The following is a 23,634-nucleotide window of genomic DNA, read 5'->3' on the forward strand; positions in this document are numbered from 1 at the left end:
AATGGGTTCACGAGTCAGGAATGCGAGCACCGGTGCAGAAGACGCGGCCGAGGCGCACAGGCAAGAAGACGGCCTCCAACTCCACAGCGGGTGGCGCCGTGGGCGACGCCACCGACTCCACGGGCCGGGGCAGGACCGCACACGTACGCAACCGGCTGATCGTGGCCGTGGCGGTCGTCGCGGCCGCCATCGCCGGAGCCGGCACGCCCATGGTGCTGTCCGCCTCACAGCAACTGAACGATTCCCAGAATCTGGTGACGCTCGCCCAGCGCACCCAGCAGGCGCTGACCCTCGCGCACGCGCTGGCCGACGAGCGTGACGAGGTCACCTCCTACGTCGCCGCCGGCAGGCCCCGGGCCAAGGCGCCCTCCGAGCAGCGCAGCACCCTGGTCGACCGGCAGGTCGACGAGCTGCGCGCGGACGCCGACGCCCCCGCCGCCCTGATCCATGACCTCGACGCCATCGCGACACTCAGGCACGAGGCACTGACGGGCAAGAGCTCCGCCCTTCAGGCGCACCAGGCGTACTCCGGTGCCATCGCCGAACTCCACGCCCTCGCCGAGGACCTGGCCGACCGGATGCCGCCGCGCGCGGGCTCCGGCGCGCACGCGCTCGCCGAGCTGGACACCGCCGTCCAGCAGTCCGCCGCGGCCCGGGGCCTGCTCCTTGCGGCCCTCGGCGTCCCGCACACCACCCAGAGCGTCTACAACCCGCTCACGGGCCTGTCGACCACCACGAACATCTCCTCGGCCGCCGACACCAAGCAGCGCGACGCGCTCAGCGCCGCCGCCCAGCAGGCGCGCGTCCGCTCCGACGCGGCCGTCGCGGACTTCCGCGAGACCGCGCCGAAGCAGGCCGTGAACGTCTACGACTCCACGGTCACCGGCCCCGACGTCGGCTCCGCCGACAAGTACCTGGAGAACCTCACCGCGCAGCCGAAGCTCTCCGACTCCGCGCTCGGCACCGGCGTCAAGAAGCTCGACGCCGCCCTGTCCGCCCGGATCGACCTCATGCGCGGCGCCGAGGCCTCCCTCAACGACCACCGCACCAAGGACCTCGAGAAGCTGCGGGACGACGACGTCACCGCCCTGGAGCTCCGCGTCACCCTCCTCGGCGTCCTGATGCTCGTCGCGGCCGGCATGACGATGGCCATGGCCCGCTCCCTCACCCGGCCGCTCGCCGTCCTGCGCCTCGGCTCGGCCCGGCTCGCCGCCGACCCGGCCACCGCGGAGCCGGTCAAGTTCACCGGCCGCAACGACGAGTTCGCCCAGGTCGTCCGCTCCGTCAACGCCCTGCACGCGCACACCGTCGCCCTGCACGAGCGGATCGCCCCCCTCGAAGGCGACCGCAAGCACCTCATCGGCCAGCGCCAGCAGACGGCCGACGAGCGCGACCGGCTGCGCGCCGAACTCGCCGCGTCGGTGGCCCACCTGGAGCAGGTGCGCGGCACCATCCACAGCACCTTCGTGAACCTCGCGCTGCGCACCCTCGGCCTGGTCGAGCGCCAGCTCGGCGTCATCGAGGGCCTGGAGGAGCGCGAGCAGGACCCGGACCGCCTCTCCACCCTCTTCAAGCTCGACCACTTCGCCACCGTCATGCGGCGGCACAGCGAGAACCTCCTCGTCCTCGCGGGCGCCGAGCACGTCCAGCACCACGCGGGAGCGGTCCCGCTCGTCGACGTCGCCCGCGCCTCGGTCAGCGAGATCGAGCGCTACGAACGGGTACGGATCGCCGCGCTGCCCCCGCACGCGCACATCGCCGGGTTCGCCGCCGACGACATCAGCCACCTGGTGGCCGAACTCCTGGAGAACGCCACCTCGTTCTCGCCGCCCGACGTGCCCGTCGAGGTCTCCGGCTGGCTGCTGGAGAGCGGCGACGTGATGCTCTCCGTGCAGGACGAGGGCATCGGCATGACCGACGACCGGATGCGGCACCTCAACGCGCGCCTCTCCGAGTTCGACCCGGAGGACACGTACGACCAGGAGAGCGGCGAGGGACTCGGGCTCGGCCTGTACGTCGTGGCCAGGCTCGCCCACCGGCACGGCGTACGGGTGAAGCTGCGCGAGCAGAAGCAGGGCGGGGTGGCCGCCGTGGTCGTCCTGCCGAAGGCACTGCTCGCCGCCGCCCCCTCGTCCACCGTGCCCTCCTCCGTCCGGCTCGCCGGCGGAGCCCCCGCGGTGACCCTGCCCGGCGCGGACGCGGAGGCCAACTCCAATGTGCTGCGCGGCCGTTCGGTCCTGCGTGCCTCGCTCCCGGCCCCGGCCGCCGACGAGGACCCGCTGATCGCGGCGGCCGAGGCGACCGTACGGGAGACCGCGGGCGAACCGGAGGCGGAGCCCGACGCGGCGCCGGCCGCCGTGTCCGCTCCCGCCTCCCCGAGCCCGGTCATCCCGGCGCCCCGCGAGCCCGAGCCCGAGTCGCCGTCCGAGACGACGATGGAGCTCCTGCTCCCGGAGCTGGCCCCCGAGGTCCCCGCGCCGGACACCACCGGCGAGCCGTCCGGCGCCACCGACGGGGCACCGGTCCCCGCCGCGGCCGCGACGACCTCGCACACGGACGGCACGGCCCCCGGCGTCACCGGGACCGCCTCCCGCCCCGCCGAGCCGTCGGAGCGGCGCGCACCGGAGCCGGACGCCCCCGCCGAGGTCCCCGCCGGGACCCCCTTCGAGGCCCCCTCGGGGACGGCGGCGCAGGCGCCCGTGGAAGCCGGCGCCGACCGGCCCGCGGCCCAGGACTCCTCCGGAGCCGGAGCCGGAGCCGGAGCCGTAGTCGGAGGCGAAGCCGCAGCCAGGGACCCGTACGCCATCGGCCCCGACGACCACGAGCGGGCCCCCGACGAGCACCCCAGGCTCACGGACAAGGGCCTGCCCAAGCGCACGCCGAAGATCTCCGCCCCCGCCGCCGCCCCGCGGCCCCGCGTGGGCGGCGTGGACGCCGACGCACTGCGCCGCAGGCTCGGCGGGTTCCACCGGGGCGCGATCGAGGGCCGCCGCGAGGTGGAGGCCGAGATCGCCGAACGGACGGGCGAGACCCCCACGCCCGAAGGACAGACCCCGTCGGTCCCCACACCCGTACACGCGCCCGCAGGACCCGCGCCCGCCGCGCGCCAGCCCGGCGCACGGAACGCGGAAGCATCGGGGGGCACAGTCGAGGAGGCAAGCAGTTGACCGCGACCAGTACCTTCGGCCTGAGCAGCGAAGCACGTAACCTGCACTGGCTGCTGACCAATCTCGTCGAGGAGGTGCCCGGCCTCCAGTCGGTCGCGGTCGTCTCCTCCGACGGCCTGCTCCTGCTCTCCTCCGACCCCGGCCGCAACGCCGAGGCGAGGACGGCCGACAGCGCCAGGCCGAAGGGCCCCAAGGGCTCCGCCGCCGACCTCGCCACCATCGTCTCCGGCATCGGCAGCCTCACGCTCGGCGCGGCCAAGCTGATGGACAGCGGCGGCGTCAAGCAGACCATGGTCGCGATGGACGAGGGCAGCCTCTTCGTCATGGCCATCAGCGACGGCTCGCTGCTCGGCGTGCACGGATCGGCGGACTGCGACATGAGCGTGGTGGCGTACCACATGGCGCTCTTCGTCGGCCGGGCCGGACACGTCCTGACCCCCGAGCTGCGCATCGAGCTCCGAAAATCCCTTGAGGCCGACCCTTCCGGGAGCGCCTGATGACCGCTTCGAACGGCGTCACGAAGCTCCCGGTCCGCGGCGGCGGACGCAAGCCCGCCCGCGTACGCCCCTATTCGCTCACCGGCGGACGGACGCGCTTCGGCCACGTCCTGCTGGTGGAGACGTTCGTGGCCGCGCTGGACGCCCCCGAGGTGCGCAAGGAGCTGACCAACGGCTCGCTCACCACCCGGGTCATGCCCGAGATGCGGGCCATCGTCGAACTCTGCCGCCGGATGCGTACGGTGGCGGAGATCGCCGCACTTCTCAGGATGCCGCTCGGAGTGGTCCGCGTGCTCTTGAGCGACCTGGCGGACCAGGGAAAGATCCGCGTGTACGGAACAGGTCACGGCCCGGGACAGCCCGACCGTGCCCTGCTGGAAAGGGTGCTGAGTGGACTCCGTCGTCTCTGACGCCGAAGCAGGCGTCGCTCCCGGCGCCGAACCCGGCGTCGCCCCCCTCCTCGACGAGGAGGAGAACCTTCAGGCCTGGCAGACGGACCGCACGCGCGCGCCGATCGCCACGAAGATCGTGGTGGCCGGCGGCTTCGGCGTCGGCAAGACCACGCTCGTGACCGCCGTCTCGGAGATCACGCCTCTCCAGACGGAGGCGCTGATGACCCAGGCGAGCGAGGAGACCGACGACCTCACGGGGACGCCGGACAAGCTGACCACCACCGTGGCCATGGACTTCGGGCGCATCACGCTCGACGACGACCTGGTGCTCTACCTCTTCGGTACGCCGGGGCAGCAGCGGTTCTGGTTCATGTGGGACGACCTGGTGCGCGGTGCGATCGGCGCGGTGGTCCTCGCCGACACCCGCCGCCTCTCGGACTGCTTCCCGGCGCTCGACTACTTCGAGAGCTGCGGACTGCCGTACGTCGTCGCCGTGAACCACTTCGACGGCAGCGAGGTGTTCGAGCCGGACGATGTGCGCGAAGCCCTCACGGTTCCTCCGCACATACCTGTCATGATCATGGACGCGCGCCGCCGTATCTCGGTCGTCGAGACCCTGCTCGCGCTCGTCGGCCACGCGCTCGAAGTCAGCCCCGAATAGGGACGCCCGAGGACTGGGAGAAGCAACCCGCATGCGGAAGATACTCGTCGTCGGAGCCGGTCAGTCCGGACTCCAGCTCGCCCTCGGACTCCAGTCGCACGGGTACGAGGTCACCCTGATGTCGAACCGGACGGCGGACGAGATCCGCTCGGGCCGGGTCATGTCGACGCAGTGCATGTTCGACACGGCGCTCCAGCACGAGCGCGATCTCCAGCTGAACTTCTGGGAGTCCCAGGCCCCGAGGATCGAGGGACTCGGTGTCTCGGTGGCCGTCCCCGGCTCCTTCGACCCGGGCCCCTCGCAGCGCGCCATCGACTGGGTCGGCAAGCTCGACGGCTACGCCCAGTCGGTCGACCAGCGGGTCAAGATGGCCGGCTGGATGGAGACGTTCGCACAGCGCGGCGGCCAGCTCGTCATCCACGGCGCCGCGGTCTCCGACCTCGACTACTTCTCCCGCGCGTACGACCTGGTGCTCGTCTCGGCGGGCAAGGGCGAACTCGTCTCGATGTTCGGCCGTGACGCCGAGCGTTCGCCGTACACCGAGCCGCAGCGCGCCCTCGCGGTCTCCTACGTGCACGGCCTGGGCCCGCGCCCCGAGCACCCGGACTACGACGCGGTCCGCTGCAACCTGGTCCCCGGCGTCGGCGAGCTGTTCATCATGCCGACGCTCACGACCTCGGGACGCGCCGACATCCTGTTCTGGGAGGGCATTCCGGGCGGCCCGCTCGACGTCTTCAACGGCGTCAAGGACCCGTCCGAGCACCTCTCCCTGACCCTGGAACTCATGGAGCGGTTCACGCCCTGGGAGTACGCGCGCGCCACCAACGTCGAACTGACCGACGCGGGCGCCACGTTGTCCGGGCGCTACGCCCCCACGGTCCGCAATCCGATCGGCCGGCTGCCCGGCGGCGGACTGGTCCTCGGTGTCGCCGACGTCGTCGTGGCCAACGACCCGATCACCGGCCAGGGTTCCAACTCGGCCTCCAAGTGCGCCGCCGCCTACCTGGCCTCGATCGTCGAGCAGGGCGACAAGCCCTTCGACGAGGAGTGGATGCAGGCGACGTTCGACCGCTACTGGGACACCGCGCAGCACGTCACCAAGTGGACCAACGCGATGCTGGGCGTCCCGCCGGAGCACGTCCTCAACCTGATCGGTGCGGCGGGCCAACTCCCGCCCGTGGCCGACCGCTTCGCCAACGGCTTCAACAACCCGGCCGACTTCGAGAACTTCTTCTTCGACCCGGAGAAGACGAACGCCTACCTGGCGTCGGTCACCGGGGCGTAGGACCTCTCCGGCCTGCGGCCCGGCGCTCGCCGCCGGTTGTTCTCGGACGGCCCAGGGGCAACCCTCTGGGCCGTCCGCGTTCCCCGCCGCCGGACCCCTCGATGCGCATGCCGCCCCTTCCGGGCATTCATGCTTCGTGATCGGGGTCGAGCACCACCATGAACCTGTTGCCTTCCGGATCCGCCATCAGGGCTTGCACGTGATCGTGGAGTTCCGGCAGAAGGCCGCCTTTGGCGATTTTCTCCAGGTCCACGGCTTCAAAGTGCCCCTGCATGCTGCTCTCTCACCTTCCGGCAACGAGCCTTCGGGGGCCGTGAACCCCCTTCTTCGACCTGGGAAGACGTACGTCTACCCGGCGTCGGATGCCGGGGCCGTGAAGGCGTAGCCCTCGTCGGATCCGTTCGTGGCATCCTCGGGGAGCTTCGGTGGTGTGTACTGCCGCAGGGGCTCCCCGTCCGGGTCCGGGCGGACGGCACCCAGCAGCGGGTTCGCCGCGATGGGGGAGACCTTGATCCGCGCCCCGGGCCGCGGTGCCTGCACCACCATCCCGGCGCCGAGGTAGAGCGCCACATGCGTGGCCTCGGGGAAGTAGACCACCAGATCACCGGGCCGCAGCCGGTCCAGCGGGACGTGCGGGAGCTCGGCCCACTGCTCCTGGCTGGTGCGCGGGATGGGCCGGCCGGCCCGTTCCCAGGCCTGGGACGTCAGCCCCGAGCAGTCGTAGGCCTTCGGCCCCTGTGCCCCCCACTCGTACGGCTTCCCGATCTGGTCGACGGCGTAGCTCAGGGCCTCCGCTCCCTCCCGCGTGGGCGGACGCACACTGCTCAGCGCACCGGACGCCATGATCTTCTTCTGGGCCGTGGCCGTCCCCGACCGTTCCACCCGGTCCAGCTCGGCGATCTGGTCCGCGGTCAGCGAGGCGAGCATTGTCTGGACGGCGTCCAGCCGCCCGCGCACCTCGTCCCGCTCCTTCTTCTGCCGCGCGGCCAGCGAGAGTTGTCCGTCCAGGGCCTTGCGGGCCGCACGCGCGAGTCCGTCGGTCCGCTTCTCGCCGCCCGTCACACGCCGCACGGTCGCGGCCCGCTCCAGCGACAACTGCCTGATCAGGTGCCCCTGGTCGAGGGCGTGCTGCGGATCCCGTGCCAGCAGCAGCCGTACGTACGTGGAGATCTCGTCCCCGCTCTGGTACTGCTGCCGGGCCAGCCGCCCGGCGGCGCCCCGGCTGTCCTCGAGCGACAGGCGGGCCCTGGCGAGACGGGCGTCGAGCCCGGCCACCTCGGCGCGCTGCTTCTTCAGCTTCTCGGCGGTCGCGTTGTACGTCTCGGTGGCGCGTTCGGCGTCCCGGTAGAGCCGCTGAAGATCCGTCAGCAACGAGGCGACGGACCGCTCGGCGCCCTGTCCGGGCTCCGGGACGGCCACGGCGGGAGCCGAGGGAAGCAGCGCCCCGACCGCGACCGCCCCCGTGCAGACCAGCCGCAGAAGCCTTCCTGACACGCCATCACCTCCGGTGCAGGGGCGGTCCGTGCACCGCCCGTCTCGCACCGGCAGGATCGGACCGCCGCGCCCCGGCCGCTCGCCGGAGGCCCGCTTCGGCCCAAGAACCTCACTCGTCGGCGTTGTTCTCCGGCGTGGCGTCCTCACCCTTGCGGGTGCCGGGGGACCAGGGCAGCTTGAACCGGCGCCCGGACGCATCGCCCTCGGGGTCGTACTCGTACTTCCACCCCTGGTGCAGCCCGAGCCGCTTGCTCGTCGCGGCCTGGACGCGCCGGTAGACCAGCACGGTGGCGGGTCCACCGTCGACGGCGGGCACCGGGATCCGGTACGTCTTCGGCGGGTGCCCTGTGATCCCGATCAGGACGGGCAGGACGCGCCCGTCCAGGGGGCCGCCGACAAAGGGGGTGTCTTCGCTCTTCACCCGACCAGTGTCACAGCAGGTGGGCCGCGTTCCCGACAACGGGCAGCACCCGGCGCACCAGCGCCCCCACGATGCCGTCGGGGCTCTCCATCGCGAGCGCGGCCCGCACCACCGCCGCGGCCTGCTCGTCGCGCCCCGCGCTCGCCACGAGCGCCGCCACGAACTGCTCGACGAGCCAGTCCCGCAACTCGTCCAGCGGCGGTTCCTTGTCCTCGTCGAGCCAGATCAGCGAGGCGGCCTCCACGGCGGTGATCCACATCCGCACGGTCATCCGCAGCCGGGGCCCGGGATCCTTCACCGCGAGGTGAACGAGGATGTGCTCCGCCGCCGCCCGCCTGACCCCGTCGACTATGGCCGTGGTCCGCGAGGTCTCGATGACGCTCCCGCCGTGGAGCAGGGCGCTGAATCCGGCGTCGTGCTGGTCCACGAACGCGAGGTACCGGTCGAGGGCCCGGGAGAGCCGCTCGGACAGCGGCCCCTGTGCCGGCTCCGCGAAGCACTGCTCCAGCTCCTCGGCGGCGGACCGCAGGGCGGCCTCGTACAACTGCTGCTTGCCGCCCGGGAAGTACCGGTACACGAGCGGCCGCGACACCCCGGCGCTCTCCGCCACGTCGTCCAGCGAGACGTCCTCGGGCACCCGCTGGGCGAACAGCGACAGCGCCGCTTCCAGCAACTGGCTGCGCCGCTCCTCGACACTGAGCCGACGGTAGGCGGGGGTGGAAGCCTGCGAGGTCATACCGCGAGCGTAACCGCCCCCGCCCCGACCCTCCCGTACGGCGGCCAAGCCCTGCCCGACCCCCGCCGCCCGCGCACCCACCCGCAACCACCGAACCGGCGAGGGCCATCCGCCGCGGCACCGCAGCCGTCGATCCGCCGCGGCCCCGGCCACGCACCCACCCGCAGCCCTCGAACCGGCGAGGTCCATCGGCTGCGGCCCCGCAGCCGCCGAACCGGCGAGGTCCATCCGCCGCGGCCCCGGCCACGCACCCACCCGCAGCCGCCGTACGACGCGAGGGGACGTGCCGGTACATCAAATGCCCGCAGGCCGGACGGATCGGAACTCGCCCGCACCTCCGCACCCCGCTGGGATCCGTTCGGATGCGGGCGGATGTACCGGCACGGCCCCGCCCCACCCGGCACCCGGGCGCCGACAGCACCTCGGCGCCGACAGCACCTGGGCGCCGGCAGCACCCGGCTCCGACAGCACCTCGGCGCCGACAGCACCTGGGCGCCGGCAGCACCCGGCTCCGACAGCACCTCGGCACCGACAGCACCTGGGCGCCGGCAGCACCCGGCTCCGACAGCACCCCGGCGCCGACAGCACCGAGCGCCGACGGCCCCCCTCGACGCCCCGAGCGAACCGGCACCCGGGGCAGGCGCCTCAAGCCAGCAACCCCGACGACTTCCAGAGCCGCCGCCCGGCCCCCCGCAACACCCCGATCTCGTCCAGGAAGTCCGTCAGCTTCCTGGCCCCGGTCTGCATCACGTCCCGCCGGTGCCCGCTGGCCTTCACCTGCGCCACGGCCTCGCGCCGGTCGAGCCCGATGTTCGTATAGACCTCGGGATTGACGAACGCCACCGAGAACACGCGCGCGAACTCACCCGAGGTGACCCGCGTGAACTCCTGCGACCACCGCGGAGCGGTCAGCATCTGCCGCCGCAACTCCTCCCGCGCGTACCGGACATGCCGGGCCTCCTCCACCACATGGATCCGCGTGACCCCCCGGACGAGGGTCTGCACCCGCTCGTCCGGGAACGTCAGCCGCTGCATCCAGTCGAGGATCTCCTCACCGAGCAGGGTCGCGGTGAACGACCCCGGAGTGGTCGAGACCGTCTTGAACACCCGCCCGAGGTTCAGATGCGCCCGGCTCACCGGGTAGTGCGGCGTCCCCCCGCGCGTGATCAGCCGCGCGAACATCTTCGAGTGCCGGCACTCGTCCTCGATCTCGGTCAGCGCGTACCGCACATGCGCACTCGTCGCCGCCTTGTCGTAGATGTGCCGCACCAGCAGCTGCATCAGGATGATCTCGAACCAGATGCCCAGCGAGGCCAGCGCGGCCGCCTCGTGCTGCGACAGCGCGATCCGCTGCTCCTCGCCCATCTTCCGCCACAGCGGCGTGTCGTACAGCGACACCAGCTCGGGCGGCCAGAACCACTTGCCCTCCTCGAAGGGCGCGTCCCAGTCGAGCTCCTTGTCGGGGTCGAAGGAGTGCTTGGCGGAGGAGTCGAGGAGGCGCTCGGCCACCTGCTCCCGGTCCTTGAGCAGACCGAGCGCGTCACGGAGCACATCGGCCTCGGGCACCGTCGTCATGGCTGTTCCCACCTCGTCGTACGGGATCACTTCAGAAGTTACCGGCGGTCACAACTTATGAGACTGCCTGTCAGTAAGCTCGTCAATCCCCTGTGCCGGACTTGTTGACGACGCGTCTACTCCGTGTGAGCCTGCGAAGTATGCCGACGCATGAGCTCTACGCCGCGGATTCGGGAGATCCCCACTGGCAGATACCGGCCTCGGGAGCGGCCCGTTTCAACTGGGAGTACGACGACGGCCGTGACCGGCTGCTCGCCCTCTACCAGAAGGGCAAGGACAAACAGTGGGACGGACAGAAACGCATCGACTGGAGCCTGGAGGTCGACCCCGAGGACCCGCTCGGCACGCCCGACGAGGCGATGACCCTGTACGGCACCCCGTACTGGGCGAAGATGACCGGCCGCGACAAGGGTGAACTCCGCAAGCACTACACCGCCTGGCAGTTCAGCCAGTTCCTGCACGGCGAGCAGGGAGCGATGGTCTGCGCGGCACGGATCGTGGAGTCGGTCCCGGACCTCGACGCCAAGTTCTACTCGGCCACCCAGACCATGGACGAGGCCCGGCACGCCGAGGTCTACTCCCGTTTCCTGCACGAGAAGATCGGGATGCTCTACCCGATCAACGACAGCCTTCAGTCCTTGCTCGGCGACACCCTCCGCGACTCGCGCTGGGACATGCCCTACCTGGGCATGCAGGTCCTGATCGAGGGCCTGGCCCTGGCCGCGTTCGGGCTGATCAGGGACACCACCGACAAGCCCCTGCCGAAACAGATCCTGTCCTACGTGATGCAGGACGAGGCCCGCCACGTCGCCTTCGGCCGGATGGCCCTGCGCGACTACTACCGGCAGCTCTCCGACGCCGAACTCCGCGAACGCGAGGAATTCGTCATCGACGGCTGCTACTTGATGCGGGACAGGCTCCGCGGGGTCGAGGTCCTGGAGAACTTCGGCATCCCGAAGGCTGAGGCCGAGGAGTTCAGCGAGAACTCCGAATTCCTGCACCTGTTCCGCCAGTTGCTCTTCAGCCGCATCGTCCCCTGCGTCAAGGACATAGGCCTGTGGGGCGAACGCCTCCAACGCGCCTACGTCGACATGGGCGTCTTCGACATGGGCAACACCAACCTGGACCAGCTGATGACCCAGGACGAGGCCCTGGCCGAACAACTGGACGCGGAACGCTTCGCGACGGAGGAACGCCAACGAGTCACGGAAATAGAAACCACACTGGAGGAGGGCCGCGAAACCCCCGGGTGATCCCGTCCCCGCGACCCGAGCACCGCGGTTGAACCGGGACGTCCCGCCCCGGCCGCTCGGGGCCGCTCGGGGCCGCCCGCGCTCCCCGGCGTGGAGGCGCCCCGTCCCGGCCGCTCGGGCGGTCCACGCCCCCCGCGCGGAAGCGCCCCCTCACGACCCCAGGACCGCCTCCATCACCGCCCGGGCGATCGGGCCCGCGAAGCCTCCGCCGGTGACGTCCGCCCGGTCCGCCGCCGCGTCCTCGACGACCACCGCGACGGCCACCGCGGGCTGCGTGGCGTCGTCGGCGCGGGCCCAGGAGATGAACCAGGCGTACGGGGTGCCGGAGTTGCCGATGCCGTGCTGGGCGGTGCCGGTCTTCGCGCCGACGGTGGCACCGGGAATGGCGGCGCTGGTCCCGGTGCCCCTCTCCACCACGTCCGTCATCAGCTCACGCATGCGCTGCGCCGTCGACGCGCTCATCGCCTGATGCAGGATCCGCGGACCGGTCGTCGTCAGCGTCGCGCCGCCGCGCGTGGTCGTCCGGTCCACCAGATACGGCGTCCTGACCGAACCGTCGCCCGCGACGGCCGCCGCGATCATCGCCATCTGGAGGGGAGTCGCCCGGGTGTCGAACTGCCCGATGGACGACAGAGCCAACTGCGCCCGGTCGAGCCGCAGATCGAAGTTGCTGGGCACGACCGAGAAGGGGATGCGCAGCTTGCGGTCGTTGAAGCCGAAGCCCGCCGCCGTCCTCGTCATGCCGTCGAGCCCCACGTCCACGCCGAGCTTCGCGAAGACCGTGTTGCAGGACCAGGTGAAGGCGTACCGCAGGGAGGCGTCCTCGCAGCCCTCGATCTCGTTCGTGAGCCTCGTCGTGGTGCCGGGAAGCCGGTACGGGTTCGGCGACCTGGTCGGCGCGTCGACGTCGTCCACGACCCCCGAGTCCAGCGCCGCGGCCGCGGTCAGCACCTTGAACGTCGACCCCGGCGGATACGTCTGCCGGATCGCCCGGTTGAGCATCGGCTTGTCGTCCTGGCCGTTCAGCCGCGCCCAGGCCCCGGACGCGGCCGCCCCCGTCCCGGACAGCCGCCCGGGATCGTAGGACGGGGTGGAGACCAGCGCCAGGATCCGGCCGGTGGACGGTTCGATCGCGGCGACCGCCCCCCGGCGCGAACCGAGCCCCTCGAAGGCGGCCCGCTGCGCCGCCGGGTCGAGCGTGGTGACGACCCTGCCGCCGGCGCCCCGGGCCCGGGTGAGGCCGTTGAGCAGCGGCAGCGGCGTGAGCATCGGGTCGGTGCCGGACAGGACGCCGTCCTCGGTGCCCTCCAGCAGGGTGGACCCGTACAGCTGCGAGGCGAAGCCGGTGACGGACGCGTACAACGGGCCGTCCAGGTACGTCCGTTCGTAGCGGAACTGCCCGCCCGTGTCCCGGGAGCCGGTGATCGTCCGGCCGTCGACCACGATGTCCCCGCGCGGCTGCCCATAACGGGCGATCGCCGGGCGGCGGTTGCCGGGATTGCTGTCGTACGACGGCGCCTGGACGACCTGGACGCGGGCGGCGTTGACCAGGAGTGCCACGAACAGCACGGCGCACAGCCCGACGGCCCGGCGGATGTACTTGGTCACGGTGCCGGTGTCCCGTCGTACTGACCGCGGGCGCAGTCGCTGATCCGGATGAGCAGGGCCACGATGATCCAGTTGGTGACGACCGAGGAGCCGCCCTGGGCGAGGAACGGCATCGCCATGCCGGTCAGCGGGATCAGCCCGGTCACGCCCCCCGCGATGACGAAGACCTGGAGCGCCACGATCGAGGCGAGGCCGACCGCGAGCAGCCGCCCGAACGGGTCGCGCAGCGCGAGGCCCGCGCGGTAGCCGCGCTCGACGAGGAGGGCGTAGAGGACGAAGACGGCGAGCAGTCCGGCCAGTCCCAGTTCCTCGCCCGCGGTGGCCAGGATGAAGTCGGACTTGGCGGCGAAGCCGATCAGGACCGAATGGCCGAGCCCGAGGCCGGTGCCGAGCATCCCGCCGGCGGCGAACGCGAAGAGCGACTGGGCGAGTTGGTTGGGTCCCTGGCCCGCGGTGATCGAAGCGAAGGGATCCAGCCAGTCCTGGACCCGGCTGTGCACATGCGGTTCCAGACGCCCGACCGCGACCGCGCCGAGGCAGGCGAGCAGCAGCCCGACCGCGATCCATCCGGTGCGGCCGGTGGCGACGTAGAGCAGGATCACGAACAGGCCGAAGAAGAGCAGCGAGGTTCCGAGGTCCCGCTCCAGGACCAGGACCAGGACGCTGAGCAGCCAGATCGCCACGATCGGGCCGAGGACGCGGCCGGTGGGCAGCTGGAGCCGCCGGAACCGCCAGATCTGCCGGCCGCTGTAGGCGAGCGCGTTGCGGTTGGCGGCGAGGTAGCCGGCGAAGAAGACGGCGAGCAGGACCTTCGCGAACTCGCCCGGCTGGATGGAGAATCCGGCGATCCTGATCCAGATGCGGGCGCCGTTCACCGCAGGGAAGAAGATCGGCAGGACGAGCAGGGCGAGGGCGCCGACCACCGAGACGTAGGTGTAGCGCTGGAGGACCCGGTGGTCGCGCAGACAGAAGACCACGACGATGAAGAACGCCACGCCCAGCGTCGACCAGATGAGCTGGATCGGCGCCGCCCGGTCGTGCGGGGTCTCCAGGTCGAGCCGGTAGATCAGCACCAGGCCCAGGCCGTTGAGGAGCACGGCGATGGGCAGCAGCAGCGGATCGGCGTACGGGGCCCGCAGGCGCACGGCGACATGGGCGAGCAGCGCGAGCACGCCGAGCCCGGCGCCGTAACCGGCGGCGCCGGGCGGAACGGTGCCGTGCCTGGCGAGACCCACGGCGCAGTAGCCGTACACGCAGAGCAGGACGGCGACGACGATGAGGGCGAGCTCGATGCCACGGCGTCGGGGCAGGCGTTCAGCGGGAGGGGCCGGGTCCACCGCCACGGCCGTTCCGGACATTCCGGGCAGGATCATGTCCGGAACGTAGCAAGCGGGCGACGTGATGTCCCGCTGTGCGGCGACGAAACGGGCCTCAGCACCAGCGGGGCGACGGACCGATGTTGTCGATGTAGCGGGCGGCGCCCCAGGCCCAGGTGCCGTCGGTGAGGAGGTACCACAGCGGGTTGCCGCCGACGTTCTCGCCCGGGGTCTTGCAGAAGATGGAGACGATCTCCCCCTGCCGCGCGACCCGGATGAGCTGGCTGCCGCGGGTCGGGGAGCTGCGCAGGGCCAGGCCGCCGCGGGCGGTGATCCGGCCCTGGTACAGGCGCGGGTTGTTCTGGTTGCTCTGACCGAAGCCGTCGCCCCGCCCGTTCCCGTCGCCCCGCCCGTTCCCGTCGCCCCGCCCGTTCCCGTCACCTCGGCCGTTCCCGTCACCTCGGCCGTTCCCGTTCCCGTTGGACGGTTCGCGCCCCGTGCCGCCCCCTCCGCCGCCGCCGTTGTTCCACGAGTGGCCGTTGCCGCCACCGCCACCGCCGTCGCCGCCGTTGGTCCAGTTCTGGTTGCCCCCGCCGCCGCCCCCGTTGTTCCACGAGTGGCCGCCGCTGCCGGTGCCCTGCTCCCGGCCGTCACCGCCTCCGCCGCCCCCGTTGTTCCACTGGTGGCCGCCGGTGCCGTTGCTCGACTGGTGGTTGTCACCGCTTCCGTTGCCGCCGTCGCCGTCGGCGAGGGCGGGGGTGGCACCGGCGAGGGCGACGAGGCTGCCGGCGGCGAGGGCCATACCGATTCGGGTGTACGTGGACCGCAGGGACATGGAGGGCTCCTCCAGGAAGGGGGTGAAGCTGACTTACCGCCACATTAGGATCGCGAGCCGGGGACCGCAGTTCACGCTCCGCCATCGGAGACGCCCGGCTCCCTCCGGCCGTCCTGAGGGAGCGTCAGCGTGGCCACCGCACCGCCGTCCGGCGCGTCGGCGAACTCCAGCCGCGCACCCAGGACCTCCGCCTGGCCGAGCGCGATCGTCAGGCCGAGCCCGTGGCCCTTCGCACCGCCCTCGGTACGGAAGCGCTGCGGACCGTGCTCCAGGAGATAGCCGGGATACCCGTCCCCGTGGTCCCGTACGGTGACGACCGGGCCGTCCAGGGTCAGCACCACCGGCCCCCTGCCGTGCTTGTGGGCGTTCGCCACCAGGTTCCCGAGCACCCGCTCCAGCCGCCGCCGGTCGGTCTCGACCCGCACACCCCGCACCACCCGGACCTCGGTGTCGGTCCCCGACGCGCGCACCACCCGTTCGGCCAGGGGCACCAGCGGCTCCGAGTCCAGCTCCAGACGCTCGGTACGGGCGTCCAGCCGGGAGATCTCCAGAAGGTCCTCGGTGAGCATGCGCAGCGTGGCCACCCGGTCGCGCACCAGCTCCGTGGGCCGCCCGGGCGGGAGCAGTTCGGCCGCCGCGTGCAGCCCGGTCAGCGGCGTACGCAGCTCGTGCGCCACGTCCGCCGTGAAACGCTGCTCGCTCAGCAGCTTGCCCTGGAGCGAGGACGCCATCGTGTCGAGCGCGCCCGCGACCGCGGCCACCTCGTCCTGCGGCCGCGACGGGTCCTGGGCCCGCGGGTCGTTGACGCGCGCGTCCAGGTCGCCCGCGCTGATCCGCCGTGCCACCCGCGCCGTCGCGTGCAGCCGGCGCGTCACCCGGGTCACCGCGAACACGCCGACCAGCAGGGTCACGCCGATCGCCAGGGCCGAGGACCACACGATCGCCCGGTCCAGGGCGTCGATGGCGTGCGCGCCCTGGGCATAGTCGAACTGGACGGCCAGCGCCCGACCTCCGCCGGCGGGCCCGGCCGCCCACATCGTGGGATGCGCGTCGTGCTCGCCGACCATCGTGCCCCGCTTGCCGTCCGCCGCCAGCTCCCGCAGCCGCGGGGGCAGCCCGGGAGGGTCGACGCCCGCGTCCGGCGGCAGCCGGTCGCCCGCCTCGTAGGCCGCGGTGACGTCGGCGAGCCGGCCGAGCGCGCGGTCGCGTGCCTCGCCGACCGTCTGCTCGGTCACCGAGACGTGCACCAGGGCGCCGAGGAGGGCCACGAGACAGCAGCACATCACCGCGATGAACGCCGCCGCCTTCCAGGTGAGGGTGGCGGTCCAGTGCGGCAGACGCAGCGGCCGCCTCATGACGCGCCCGCGGACGGAGGGAACACGGTGTCGGCCGCCGGGGGGACCGCGGAGGGGGATCCGGTGGGGGAGGCGGGCGTGGCGGACGCCCGGCGGGCGGAGGGGGACCGTCCGGGGGTGGGCGAGCCCGCGCGCGTCGGCGGTCCGACCCGCAGGATCTCGTCACGGGTCGCCAGCATCGCGTTCTGGTGCGGGTCCCAGGACCAGACCGTACGGAACTCGTATCCCGGCAGGGTCGAGGGCGAGCGGATGATCACATCGCGGCCCGCCAGCTCCACGCTGACCACGCTGTCCGCCGTCCCCATGACCTGCACCAGCCGGTGATCCAGGAACGTGTACACGCGTACGGCCAGCTGGTGGGCGGGAAAACGGATGCCGAGCACCATGTCGGCCTTCCCGTCGCCGGTCAGATCGCGGTAGTACGCCCGCAGGACCGGGCACGTCCGGCCCCGCGCGCCCGGCCGTCCGCAGTCCTTGAGCTGCCGCGCCGTCTCCGCGTACGCCGCGTGCGGGCCGCTGTACTCGTCCGGATGGGCCGCGACCTCGGCGCGTACGACCGCGACCGGGTCCAGGGCGCGGATGTCGTCGCCGGGCGCGGTGACCCCCTTGACGGTCTCGGTGTCCGCCTCGCCGTAGTCGACCGCGGGCGTCGAGGCGGGCGGCAGCCGAGGCCACAGCCGGGTCGGGCCGACCGCGGCGGGGGTCGCGCCGGCGGAGTGCAACGCGCCGGAGTCACCGCAGCCGGCCAGGACGGTGACGAGGAGGGCGGCGAGAGTGGTGGCGCGGGTGCGGGTGCGGGTGCGGGTGCGGGTGCGGGCGCGGGCGCCGGCGCCGGCGCCGGCGGTGGCGAGGTGGGCGGGGTGGCCGGTGCGGGGTGACCGCTCGGTTCCGTCGGTGCCGGCAGTCGTGCCGGTTCGGCCGGGTCCGTCGGTGCGGGCGGTCCTGCCGGCGGTTCCGTCAATCCGGCCGGTTGTGTTGGTACGGCTGGTTCCGTCGGCGGGGCCGGTTGTGTCCGTACGGCTGGTTCCGTCGGCTGGGCCGGTTGAGTCCGTAGGGCTGGTCCCGTCAGTGCGGCCGGTCGTGTCCGTACGGCCGGTTCCGTCGGTGCGGCCGGTGCTGCCGGCACGCCCGTTTCCGTCGGTGCGGCGGGTTCCGGCGGGCCCTCGCGCGAGGCGGCTGCGGATCACTGCGCTCCCGTGTCCGGGCCGCCCCGTACGAGCGCGCCGGAGCGCCGCCACCGTACGGGACCGGCGAGGGAAAGGTTGTCGTCGCGGGATGACGGCCGGGGCCGGGCGCGCACCGGACGGCCGCGCACGACCGGGCCGACCGGCCGACCCGTCCCCCCATTCACGCAGAGATCCCCTGCGCCCGCACGGACGGCCACGGCACCCGGCCCTCGCTCCGCCCGAACCGCTCCTCGCCGCGCGAGTCCCCGGGTCCCGCTCTCCGGGTCCCCGGGGTTCCGGGGTTGCGCTCCCGGGCCTCCTATTCCGCGAGCTCTTCCAGGAGCCGGGCCGTGGACAGCCCGGCCCGCAGATACTCCACGAACAGCTCGTTGTGCAGCGCCCAGGGCGAGCGCCGGGCCCTGATCAGCCGTATCGCGTCGTCGGTGGTGTGCCCCGCCAGCACGAGCGCGTGGGCGACGACCAGCCCCGAGCGGTTGTACCCGTGATAGCAGCGGACGAGCACCCTGCGCCCGTCCTCCAGCGCGTCGTCCGCGGCCCGCGCGAGCCGCATGACCCCGGTCAGCTGCGTACCGTCGAGCGGCCCGTCCGGGATCGGCCACACATGATGCTCGACCCCCGCGTCGGGGCCGTGCCCCGGCTGCCGCAGCAGCGTCAGGACGAGGTCGAACTCATCGCGTACGACGGCCGATTGCGGATGCCCCGAACGTCCGGCGAACTCGTGCCCGCCCATCCACAGACCGGGCACGATCTCACTCCACGGGCTCTCCGGGACCGGAACATCCGGATATCTTCTGCGAGTTCGCAACAGCGCCTCCCACCCAACCGCCCCAACTCCTGCCAAAGGTAACCGGGTTCTTGCCCACGGAGCACCCCGCCTGTTCCCATGGTCATGGGGTGATGGTGCATGAACGGACTGCGCGTCGTACCGGCCCGGCGGCACGGACAGGAGCGCCTGTACGTCTGCGGGACCGACGGCAGGAGCGTCGCCTGGTACGACCGTGACACGGCCAGGGTCAACCTGCTCAGCGAGGACCGGCGCGAGGACGTGCTCCTCGTCCTGGGCCCGTTCCTGACCGGCCCGGTGACGGTCGGACCGCCGCCCGTCCCCACCCCGGCCGAACTGGCCCGCCTGGCCCTCCACCCGGACGACGACCTCGCGCCGAACCGGCCCGGCGAGGCCCTGGTGGTCGACCTCGACCGGGACCCCGGCCCCGCGCACCGGTTGCGCCCCGACCTGCGACGCCGCGCGCTCGCCGCGGAACAGACCGTCGGCGCGGCCCTCGACCGGCTGGAGGGAGGCGGCTGGCACACCCTGCACTCGCTCCCGCTCCCCGGCGGCGACCGCATCCACCATCTGCTGATCGGCCCCGCCGGCCTCTTCGCCGTGCACGCCCTGTACGCCCACAAGCAGCGCGTCCGCGTCGACGGCCCGATGGTCACCGTCGGCCGCCGCGAAGCACGCCCGCTGCTGCGCCGGGTCCGCGCCGACGCCGACCGCGCGTCCCACGCCCTGACCGCCGAGGTCCGCGCCGTCCTCGCCGTGGCCGGACCCGCCCGCCTGGACGCGCCGGCGTCCGCGCGCGAGGTCCGCGTCCTGCGGGACACCGACCTGGCGGGCCTGGCCCGGCTCGGCGGGGTGCTCAAACCGGCGGACGTGGAGGCCCTGCACGCGCTGGCCCGGGACCGGCGCACCTGGCTGAGGCTCTGAGCCGGGACGAGTGCCCAGGGGGCATGGCTCGGGGGGCCGTGCGGGGCGCTCGGCGCTGCCGGGCGGCCGCCGGGCATGCTCTGGGCTCCGGGCAGCCGTCCGGCGACTCAGGGAAGCCGTCCGGCGCGCTCCGGGTCGAAAAGCGGGGCCAGGAGATCGCCGAAGTCCCGCACCCGGGGTGCGATGTCCGCCGCTTGGAAGGCCAGTTGGGCGGGAGACCCGCATCCCTCGACCTCCTCCCAGGTCACGGGTGCCGACACGGCCGGCTCCGCCCTGGCCCGTAGCGTGTAGGGGGTGGCGGTCGTCTTGCGGCCCGCGTTCTGGCTCCAGTCCACGAACACCTTTCCCGGCCGCAGGCTCCGCGTCATCCGGTGCACGACCTGCCGGGGCAGCGCCTTCTCCGCCTCCACGGCCAGCTCCTTCGCGTACGCGCTGACGTCGGCGGACGGAGTCGGCGCGACGGCCGCCAGCAGATGCAGCCCCTTCGACCCGGACGACTTCGCGTACGCCTCGACACCGTCCGCGGCCAGCCGCTCACGCAGCCACAGCGCCACCTCGCAGCACTCCACGACCGTCGCCGGCGCCCCCGGGTCGAGGTCGAACATGATCCGGTCGGCGATCCCGGGCGTGCCGATCGTCCACTGGGGCGTGTGGAACTCCGTCACGAGGTTCGCCGCCCACACGAGCGAGGGCAGGTCCTGGACGAGAACCATGCGCGCGGGCCCCTCGGTGCGCGGGACCTCGGCGGTGGTGACCCAGGCGGGCGTACCGGGCGGAACGTTCTTGGTGAAGAAGACCTGGCCGTCCGGCCCGTCCGGATAGCGCAGGAAGGAGACCGGCCGGTCCCGCAGATGCGGCAGGAGCACGTCCGCCACCGTGGCGTAGTAGTGCAGCACCTCGCCCTTGGTGAAGCCGGTGGCCGGGTGGAGGACCTTGTCGAGATTGGTGAGCGCGAGCCTTCTGCCCTCCACCTCCGTGATCGGCGTCATACGATGACAATCCCACGAAAACAGCACAAACCTCGCTCAACGTGATCGGAAGGATGCTGCACGTGCGATCCATATGGAACGGCGCCATCTCCTTCGGCCTGGTGAGCATCCCCATCAAGGTCGTGAACGCCACCGAGAGCCACGCGATCTCCTTCCGCCAGATCCACCTCGACGACGGCGGCCGCATCCGCTACCGCAAGGTCTGCGAGCTGGAGGACAGCGAGGTCTCGACCGCGGAGATCGGCAAGGCGTACGAGGACGCCGACGGCACCCTCATCCCGATCACGGACGAGGACCTCGCCTCGCTGCCCATCCCGACCACGCGGACGATCGAGATCGTGGCCTTCGTCCCGGCCGACCGCATCGACCCCCTCCAGATGGACACGGCGTACTACCTGGCCGCGAACGGCGTCCCGGCCGCCAAGCCGTACGTCCTGCTGCGCGAGGCACTCAAACGCAGCCAGAAGGTCGCCGTGGCGAAGTTCGCGCTGCGCGGCCGGGAGCGGCTCGGCATGCTGCGCGTCGTCGACGACGTCATCGCCATGCACGGCCTGCTCTGGCCGGACGAGATCCGCGCCACCGACGAGGTCGCCCCGGACGCCGCCATCACGGTCCGGGACAAGGAACTCGACCTGGCCGACGCCCTGATGGACACCCTCGGCGAGGTCGACCTCGCCGACCTGCACGACGACTACCGCGAGGCCGTGGAGGAAATGGTCACCGCGAAGGCCGAGGGCCACGAGGCACCCGCGTCCCCCTCGGGGGAGAAGGCGGGCGGCAAGGTGCTCGACCTGATGGCGGCGCTGGAGAAGAGCGTGCGCGCGGCCAAGGAGTCGCGGGGCGAGGACGCGGGGGAGGAGGCCGACGTCACCCCGCTGACGTCCGGCAAGTCCACGGCCCGCGGGTCGACCCGTTCGGCGCCCAAGGAGGTCGGCGGCAAGAAGTCGACGTCCGCGGCGAAGAGGACGGCGGCCAGGAAGACGACGGCGAGGAAGTCGACGGCCAAGTCGGCGCCGGAGTCGGAGCCGGCCTCGGGCACGACCGCCGCGAAACGGTCCGGCGGCACGGCGTCCTCCCGTACGGCGGCCAAGAAGACCACGGCGAAGAAGACCGCGACGAAGAAGACGGCCGCGAAGAAGGCGGCACCGCGCAAGCGGGCGTCGGCCTGAGGACCGCGGCGTGAAGCCTTGGTCCTCACGCCCGCTCCCTCACCACCCCGGCAGATGAACGAGGACACCGCACACCAGGAGAAGCGAGGCGACCTGGGCGATCGCCCAGGAGACCCGGTAGCTGAGCGTGCGTTGATTACGGACTTCCAGCAGCCGGGGGAAGATGTCGCCGGGGTGCTCCAGGTCGTAGGTGTCGGTCCAGTGCACGGACACGACCATCAGGCTCAGCGCCCCGGACAGACCGCTCGCGACAAGTGCCGCGACCAGAAGCGCCGTTGACCCGGCACCTCCGGGAAGGACGGTCAGCACGACGGAGGCGGCGGCGACCAGGAAGCCGTCGTAGGCCAGCAGCACCTGTGCCTTGGAGTCCAGGACGCTCAGACAGTCGTAGAGGTAGTCGTGGGCGTACATGTCCTTCGGCTCGGGCTGGAGCCTCTTGAGTGCTTCCAAGTGGGCCCGGGACTGAGGTCCTTGAAAGAGCCCTTGTCGCAGCCAGGACCGCATCCCGCCTCGTCTCTCCGCGCGTCACCACGTCACCTTGACCGAGGATGCCCACCGCCCGCCGGCGCACGCGCTCGCGCAGGGACCTGCGGCAGGTTTACGGCGCCGTCGGTAGACGGGGCTCCTCCAAGACGGTGACCGCGGGACCCGCGCGGCAAGGCGCGGGAATGTGAGGATCGACCAATGAGCGATCTCAGGTTCCGCCCGGCCACAGCCCAAGACCTCTCCACCCTGGTGCGCCTGCGCGACGACGCCGCCCGCTGGATGAACTCCCGTGGCACCACGGGCCAATGGCAGCCCGGTGAACTGGACGAGGACCACTTCCGCCGGATCATGAAGGACGGAGAGGTGTGGGTCGCGCAGCTCGACGGCCGCACAGTGGGCGCCTGGGAACTGTGGTGGTCGGACCCGGACGCCTGGGGCCCACAGCCCCCGATGGCCGGATACATACACCGCCTGATGACCGACCACACCCACGCCCCGACGGGAACGGGCCGCCGCCTCCTCCGGGCAGCCGAACACCGAGTGGCGGAGACGGGCCGCCGCCTGGCCCGCCTCGACTGCCTGGCGACCAACACCCGCCTGACCGAGTACTACATCGCGGCGGGCTACAGGACAACGGGCCACAAGAACTCAAAACCCCAACCAACAGGCACCCCCAAGTCCTTCACGCTCCTGGAAAAACCCCTGCGCTGAACCCCACGCCACAAGACCCCTGCCGCCCGCCCAACAACGCCCGTGCCGAAAGCCCCGGAACCCCTCCAAGCCGCCCCCACAACCGCACAAGAAACACTGACGAGGCCCCCAGCGACACAAGTCAGCCGCCACGCACCGGCAAAGAGCCAAAACCCCAGCCCCAACGCTCGCGCCGATGACAGCCTCCTCGACTACCGCCCCAGAACACACCCGGGCAAGGACACACGGCTCCGGAGGGGGCTTGCTTCGCCGACAAAGCGGCAGGTCACGGCCTTGCGTGAGGCAACCGGGGTATCCAAGTCCACACATAGTCCACAGGCCCGGGGACCCTCCCGATTGCCGACTGAGCACCCAGACTGTGAAAATCGACGATCGACCAACGCCTGGCGCTCTGTCTCCGAATCGCCACTACCTCATTCATCGTCAGGTTGGCCAACTCGCCATCCTGTACCTACAAGTCTTCAGCGAGTACGTCGAGCTGACGGCGGAGGCGGATGAATACCTTTCCGCGGCCACACGAGACCGGATCTCCCCATGCATAGGAAGCGGGCGCTCGAAGTGTTCTCGCGCTCCAAGGAGATTCTGGGCCTCGATGATGACTGGAGGTGTCACCCTGGTGGTGCTTCCTGGGTACAGAGAGTAGCGTAGACGCCCAGTGCGTCCAGGGGGGACAGCTTGAACAGCGCCTTATGCAGCCAGCCGGACTGCCCGAACACGGCCCGAGCAACGCCGTATCCTCAGGGTTTCCTGTGTCGGCGATGTCACGAGAAGGTGCAGGATGCCGCGGCA

General features: G+C 71.9%; 22 protein-coding genes. 9 read left to right on the forward strand and 13 right to left on the reverse strand.

Features of this window, described 5'->3' with window-relative positions:
* The first annotated feature begins 32 nt into the window (after positions 1 to 32).
* From WJM95_RS22065 to WJM95_RS22085, 5 genes are read left to right on the forward strand one after another with little or no spacing between them, the layout of a single operon-like run.
* The gene (locus tag WJM95_RS22065) at positions 33 to 3,167 is read left to right on the forward strand and encodes a nitrate- and nitrite sensing domain-containing protein (protein ID WP_339131453.1); all 3,135 of its coding nucleotides are present in this window, start codon (positions 33 to 35) and stop codon (positions 3,165 to 3,167) included.
* The gene (locus tag WJM95_RS22070; RefSeq protein ID WP_339131454.1) at positions 3,164 to 3,664 is read left to right on the forward strand and encodes a roadblock/LC7 domain-containing protein; all 501 of its coding nucleotides are present in this window, start codon (positions 3,164 to 3,166) and stop codon (positions 3,662 to 3,664) included. Before WJM95_RS22065 ends, WJM95_RS22070 begins: the two co-directional genes overlap by 4 nt.
* A complete protein-coding gene (locus WJM95_RS22075; protein WP_339131455.1) occupies positions 3,664 to 4,074 on the forward strand; it encodes a DUF742 domain-containing protein in 411 nt (136 codons plus the stop codon). Before WJM95_RS22070 ends, WJM95_RS22075 begins: the two co-directional genes overlap by 1 nt.
* A complete protein-coding gene (locus WJM95_RS22080) occupies positions 4,055 to 4,717 on the forward strand; it encodes an ATP/GTP-binding protein (RefSeq protein ID WP_339131456.1) in 663 nt (220 codons plus the stop codon). The genes WJM95_RS22075 and WJM95_RS22080 overlap by 20 nt, the downstream gene beginning before the upstream one ends.
* A 31-nt stretch (positions 4,718 to 4,748) precedes the next feature.
* Positions 4,749 to 6,002, forward strand: a complete 1,254-nt coding sequence (locus WJM95_RS22085; protein WP_339131458.1) for a styrene monooxygenase/indole monooxygenase family protein — start codon at positions 4,749 to 4,751, stop codon at positions 6,000 to 6,002.
* Positions 6,003 to 6,129: 127 nt separating this feature from the next.
* On the opposite strand, the gene WJM95_RS22090 is transcribed toward WJM95_RS22085, so the two are convergent.
* The 5 genes from WJM95_RS22090 to WJM95_RS22110 form a co-directional block, all read right to left on the reverse strand.
* The gene (locus tag WJM95_RS22090; RefSeq protein WP_339131460.1) at positions 6,130 to 6,276 is read right to left on the reverse strand and encodes a hypothetical protein; all 147 of its coding nucleotides are present in this window, start codon (positions 6,274 to 6,276) and stop codon (positions 6,130 to 6,132) included.
* A 74-nt stretch (positions 6,277 to 6,350) separates the two neighbouring features.
* A complete protein-coding gene (locus WJM95_RS22095) occupies positions 6,351 to 7,496 on the reverse strand; it encodes an NlpC/P60 family protein (RefSeq protein WP_339131461.1) in 1,146 nt (381 codons plus the stop codon).
* 109 nt (positions 7,497 to 7,605) lie between these two features.
* A complete protein-coding gene (locus WJM95_RS22100; protein ID WP_339131463.1) occupies positions 7,606 to 7,917 on the reverse strand; it encodes a hypothetical protein in 312 nt (103 codons plus the stop codon).
* A 10-nt stretch (positions 7,918 to 7,927) separates the two neighbouring features.
* Positions 7,928 to 8,653, reverse strand: coding sequence for a TetR/AcrR family transcriptional regulator (locus WJM95_RS22105; RefSeq protein WP_339131464.1), 726 nt, complete (start codon positions 8,651 to 8,653; stop codon positions 7,928 to 7,930).
* A 645-nt stretch (positions 8,654 to 9,298) separates the two neighbouring features.
* Positions 9,299 to 10,228: a diiron oxygenase gene (locus tag WJM95_RS22110; protein ID WP_339131466.1), complete on the reverse strand. Its 930-nt coding sequence runs from the start codon at positions 10,226 to 10,228 to the stop codon at positions 9,299 to 9,301.
* A 140-nt stretch (positions 10,229 to 10,368) separates the two neighbouring features.
* On the opposite strand from WJM95_RS22110, the gene WJM95_RS22115 reads away from it, so the two are divergent.
* Positions 10,369 to 11,481, forward strand: a complete 1,113-nt coding sequence (locus WJM95_RS22115; RefSeq protein WP_339131468.1) for a ferritin-like domain-containing protein — start codon at positions 10,369 to 10,371, stop codon at positions 11,479 to 11,481.
* 150 nt (positions 11,482 to 11,631) lie between these two features.
* Here the strand turns inward: WJM95_RS22115 and WJM95_RS22120 are convergent, their stop codons facing one another.
* The 6 genes from WJM95_RS22120 to WJM95_RS22145 all read right to left on the reverse strand — a co-directional run bounded on the left by WJM95_RS22120 (position 11,632) and on the right by WJM95_RS22145 (position 18,587).
* Entirely contained in the window at positions 11,632 to 13,089 is a 1,458-nt protein-coding gene (locus tag WJM95_RS22120; protein WP_339131469.1) for a penicillin-binding transpeptidase domain-containing protein, read from the reverse strand.
* Positions 13,086 to 14,462, reverse strand: a complete 1,377-nt coding sequence (locus WJM95_RS22125) for an FtsW/RodA/SpoVE family cell cycle protein (protein ID WP_339131470.1) — start codon at positions 14,460 to 14,462, stop codon at positions 13,086 to 13,088. Before WJM95_RS22125 ends, WJM95_RS22120 begins: the two co-directional genes overlap by 4 nt.
* 58 nt (positions 14,463 to 14,520) lie before the next feature.
* Positions 14,521 to 15,240 carry an SH3 domain-containing protein gene (locus tag WJM95_RS22130; RefSeq protein ID WP_339131471.1) on the reverse strand — a complete coding sequence of 240 codons (720 nt, stop codon included), beginning with the start codon at positions 15,238 to 15,240 and terminating at the stop codon, positions 14,521 to 14,523.
* Positions 15,241 to 15,311: 71 nt separating this feature from the next.
* Positions 15,312 to 16,595: a HAMP domain-containing sensor histidine kinase gene (locus tag WJM95_RS22135; protein ID WP_339131473.1), complete on the reverse strand. Its 1,284-nt coding sequence runs from the start codon at positions 16,593 to 16,595 to the stop codon at positions 15,312 to 15,314.
* Positions 16,592 to 17,782, reverse strand: a complete 1,191-nt coding sequence (locus WJM95_RS22140; protein ID WP_339131475.1) for a hypothetical protein — start codon at positions 17,780 to 17,782, stop codon at positions 16,592 to 16,594. Before WJM95_RS22140 ends, WJM95_RS22135 begins: the two co-directional genes overlap by 4 nt.
* 298 nt (positions 17,783 to 18,080) lie before the next feature.
* The gene (locus tag WJM95_RS22145; RefSeq protein WP_339131476.1) at positions 18,081 to 18,587 is read right to left on the reverse strand and encodes a dual specificity protein phosphatase family protein; all 507 of its coding nucleotides are present in this window, start codon (positions 18,585 to 18,587) and stop codon (positions 18,081 to 18,083) included.
* Between the two features lie 99 nt (positions 18,588 to 18,686).
* Between WJM95_RS22145 and WJM95_RS22150 the strand changes: the two genes are divergently transcribed.
* Positions 18,687 to 19,490, forward strand: coding sequence for a nuclease-related domain-containing protein (locus WJM95_RS22150; RefSeq protein ID WP_339131478.1), 804 nt, complete (start codon positions 18,687 to 18,689; stop codon positions 19,488 to 19,490).
* A gap of 107 nt (positions 19,491 to 19,597) precedes the next feature.
* Here the strand turns inward: WJM95_RS22150 and ligD are convergent, their stop codons facing one another.
* Positions 19,598 to 20,479 carry a non-homologous end-joining DNA ligase gene (gene ligD / locus WJM95_RS22155; protein ID WP_339131480.1) on the reverse strand — a complete coding sequence of 294 codons (882 nt, stop codon included), beginning with the start codon at positions 20,477 to 20,479 and terminating at the stop codon, positions 19,598 to 19,600.
* A gap of 53 nt (positions 20,480 to 20,532) precedes the next feature.
* On the opposite strand from ligD, the gene WJM95_RS22160 reads away from it, so the two are divergent.
* Positions 20,533 to 21,648, forward strand: a complete 1,116-nt coding sequence (locus WJM95_RS22160) for a Ku protein (RefSeq protein ID WP_339131482.1) — start codon at positions 20,533 to 20,535, stop codon at positions 21,646 to 21,648.
* Between the two features lie 39 nt (positions 21,649 to 21,687).
* Here the strand turns inward: WJM95_RS22160 and WJM95_RS22165 are convergent, their stop codons facing one another.
* Positions 21,688 to 22,098: a hypothetical protein gene (locus WJM95_RS22165; RefSeq protein ID WP_339131483.1), complete on the reverse strand. Its 411-nt coding sequence runs from the start codon at positions 22,096 to 22,098 to the stop codon at positions 21,688 to 21,690.
* 234 nt (positions 22,099 to 22,332) lie between these two features.
* Here WJM95_RS22165 and WJM95_RS22170 point away from each other — a divergent pair, with 234 nt between their 5' ends.
* Entirely contained in the window at positions 22,333 to 22,845 is a 513-nt protein-coding gene (locus WJM95_RS22170) for a GNAT family N-acetyltransferase (protein ID WP_339131484.1), read from the forward strand.
* Positions 22,846 to 23,634: the final 789 nt, after the last annotated feature.

Source organism: Streptomyces sp. f51 (assembly GCF_037940415.1).
Classification (GTDB): Bacteria; Actinomycetota; Actinomycetes; order Streptomycetales; family Streptomycetaceae; genus Streptomyces.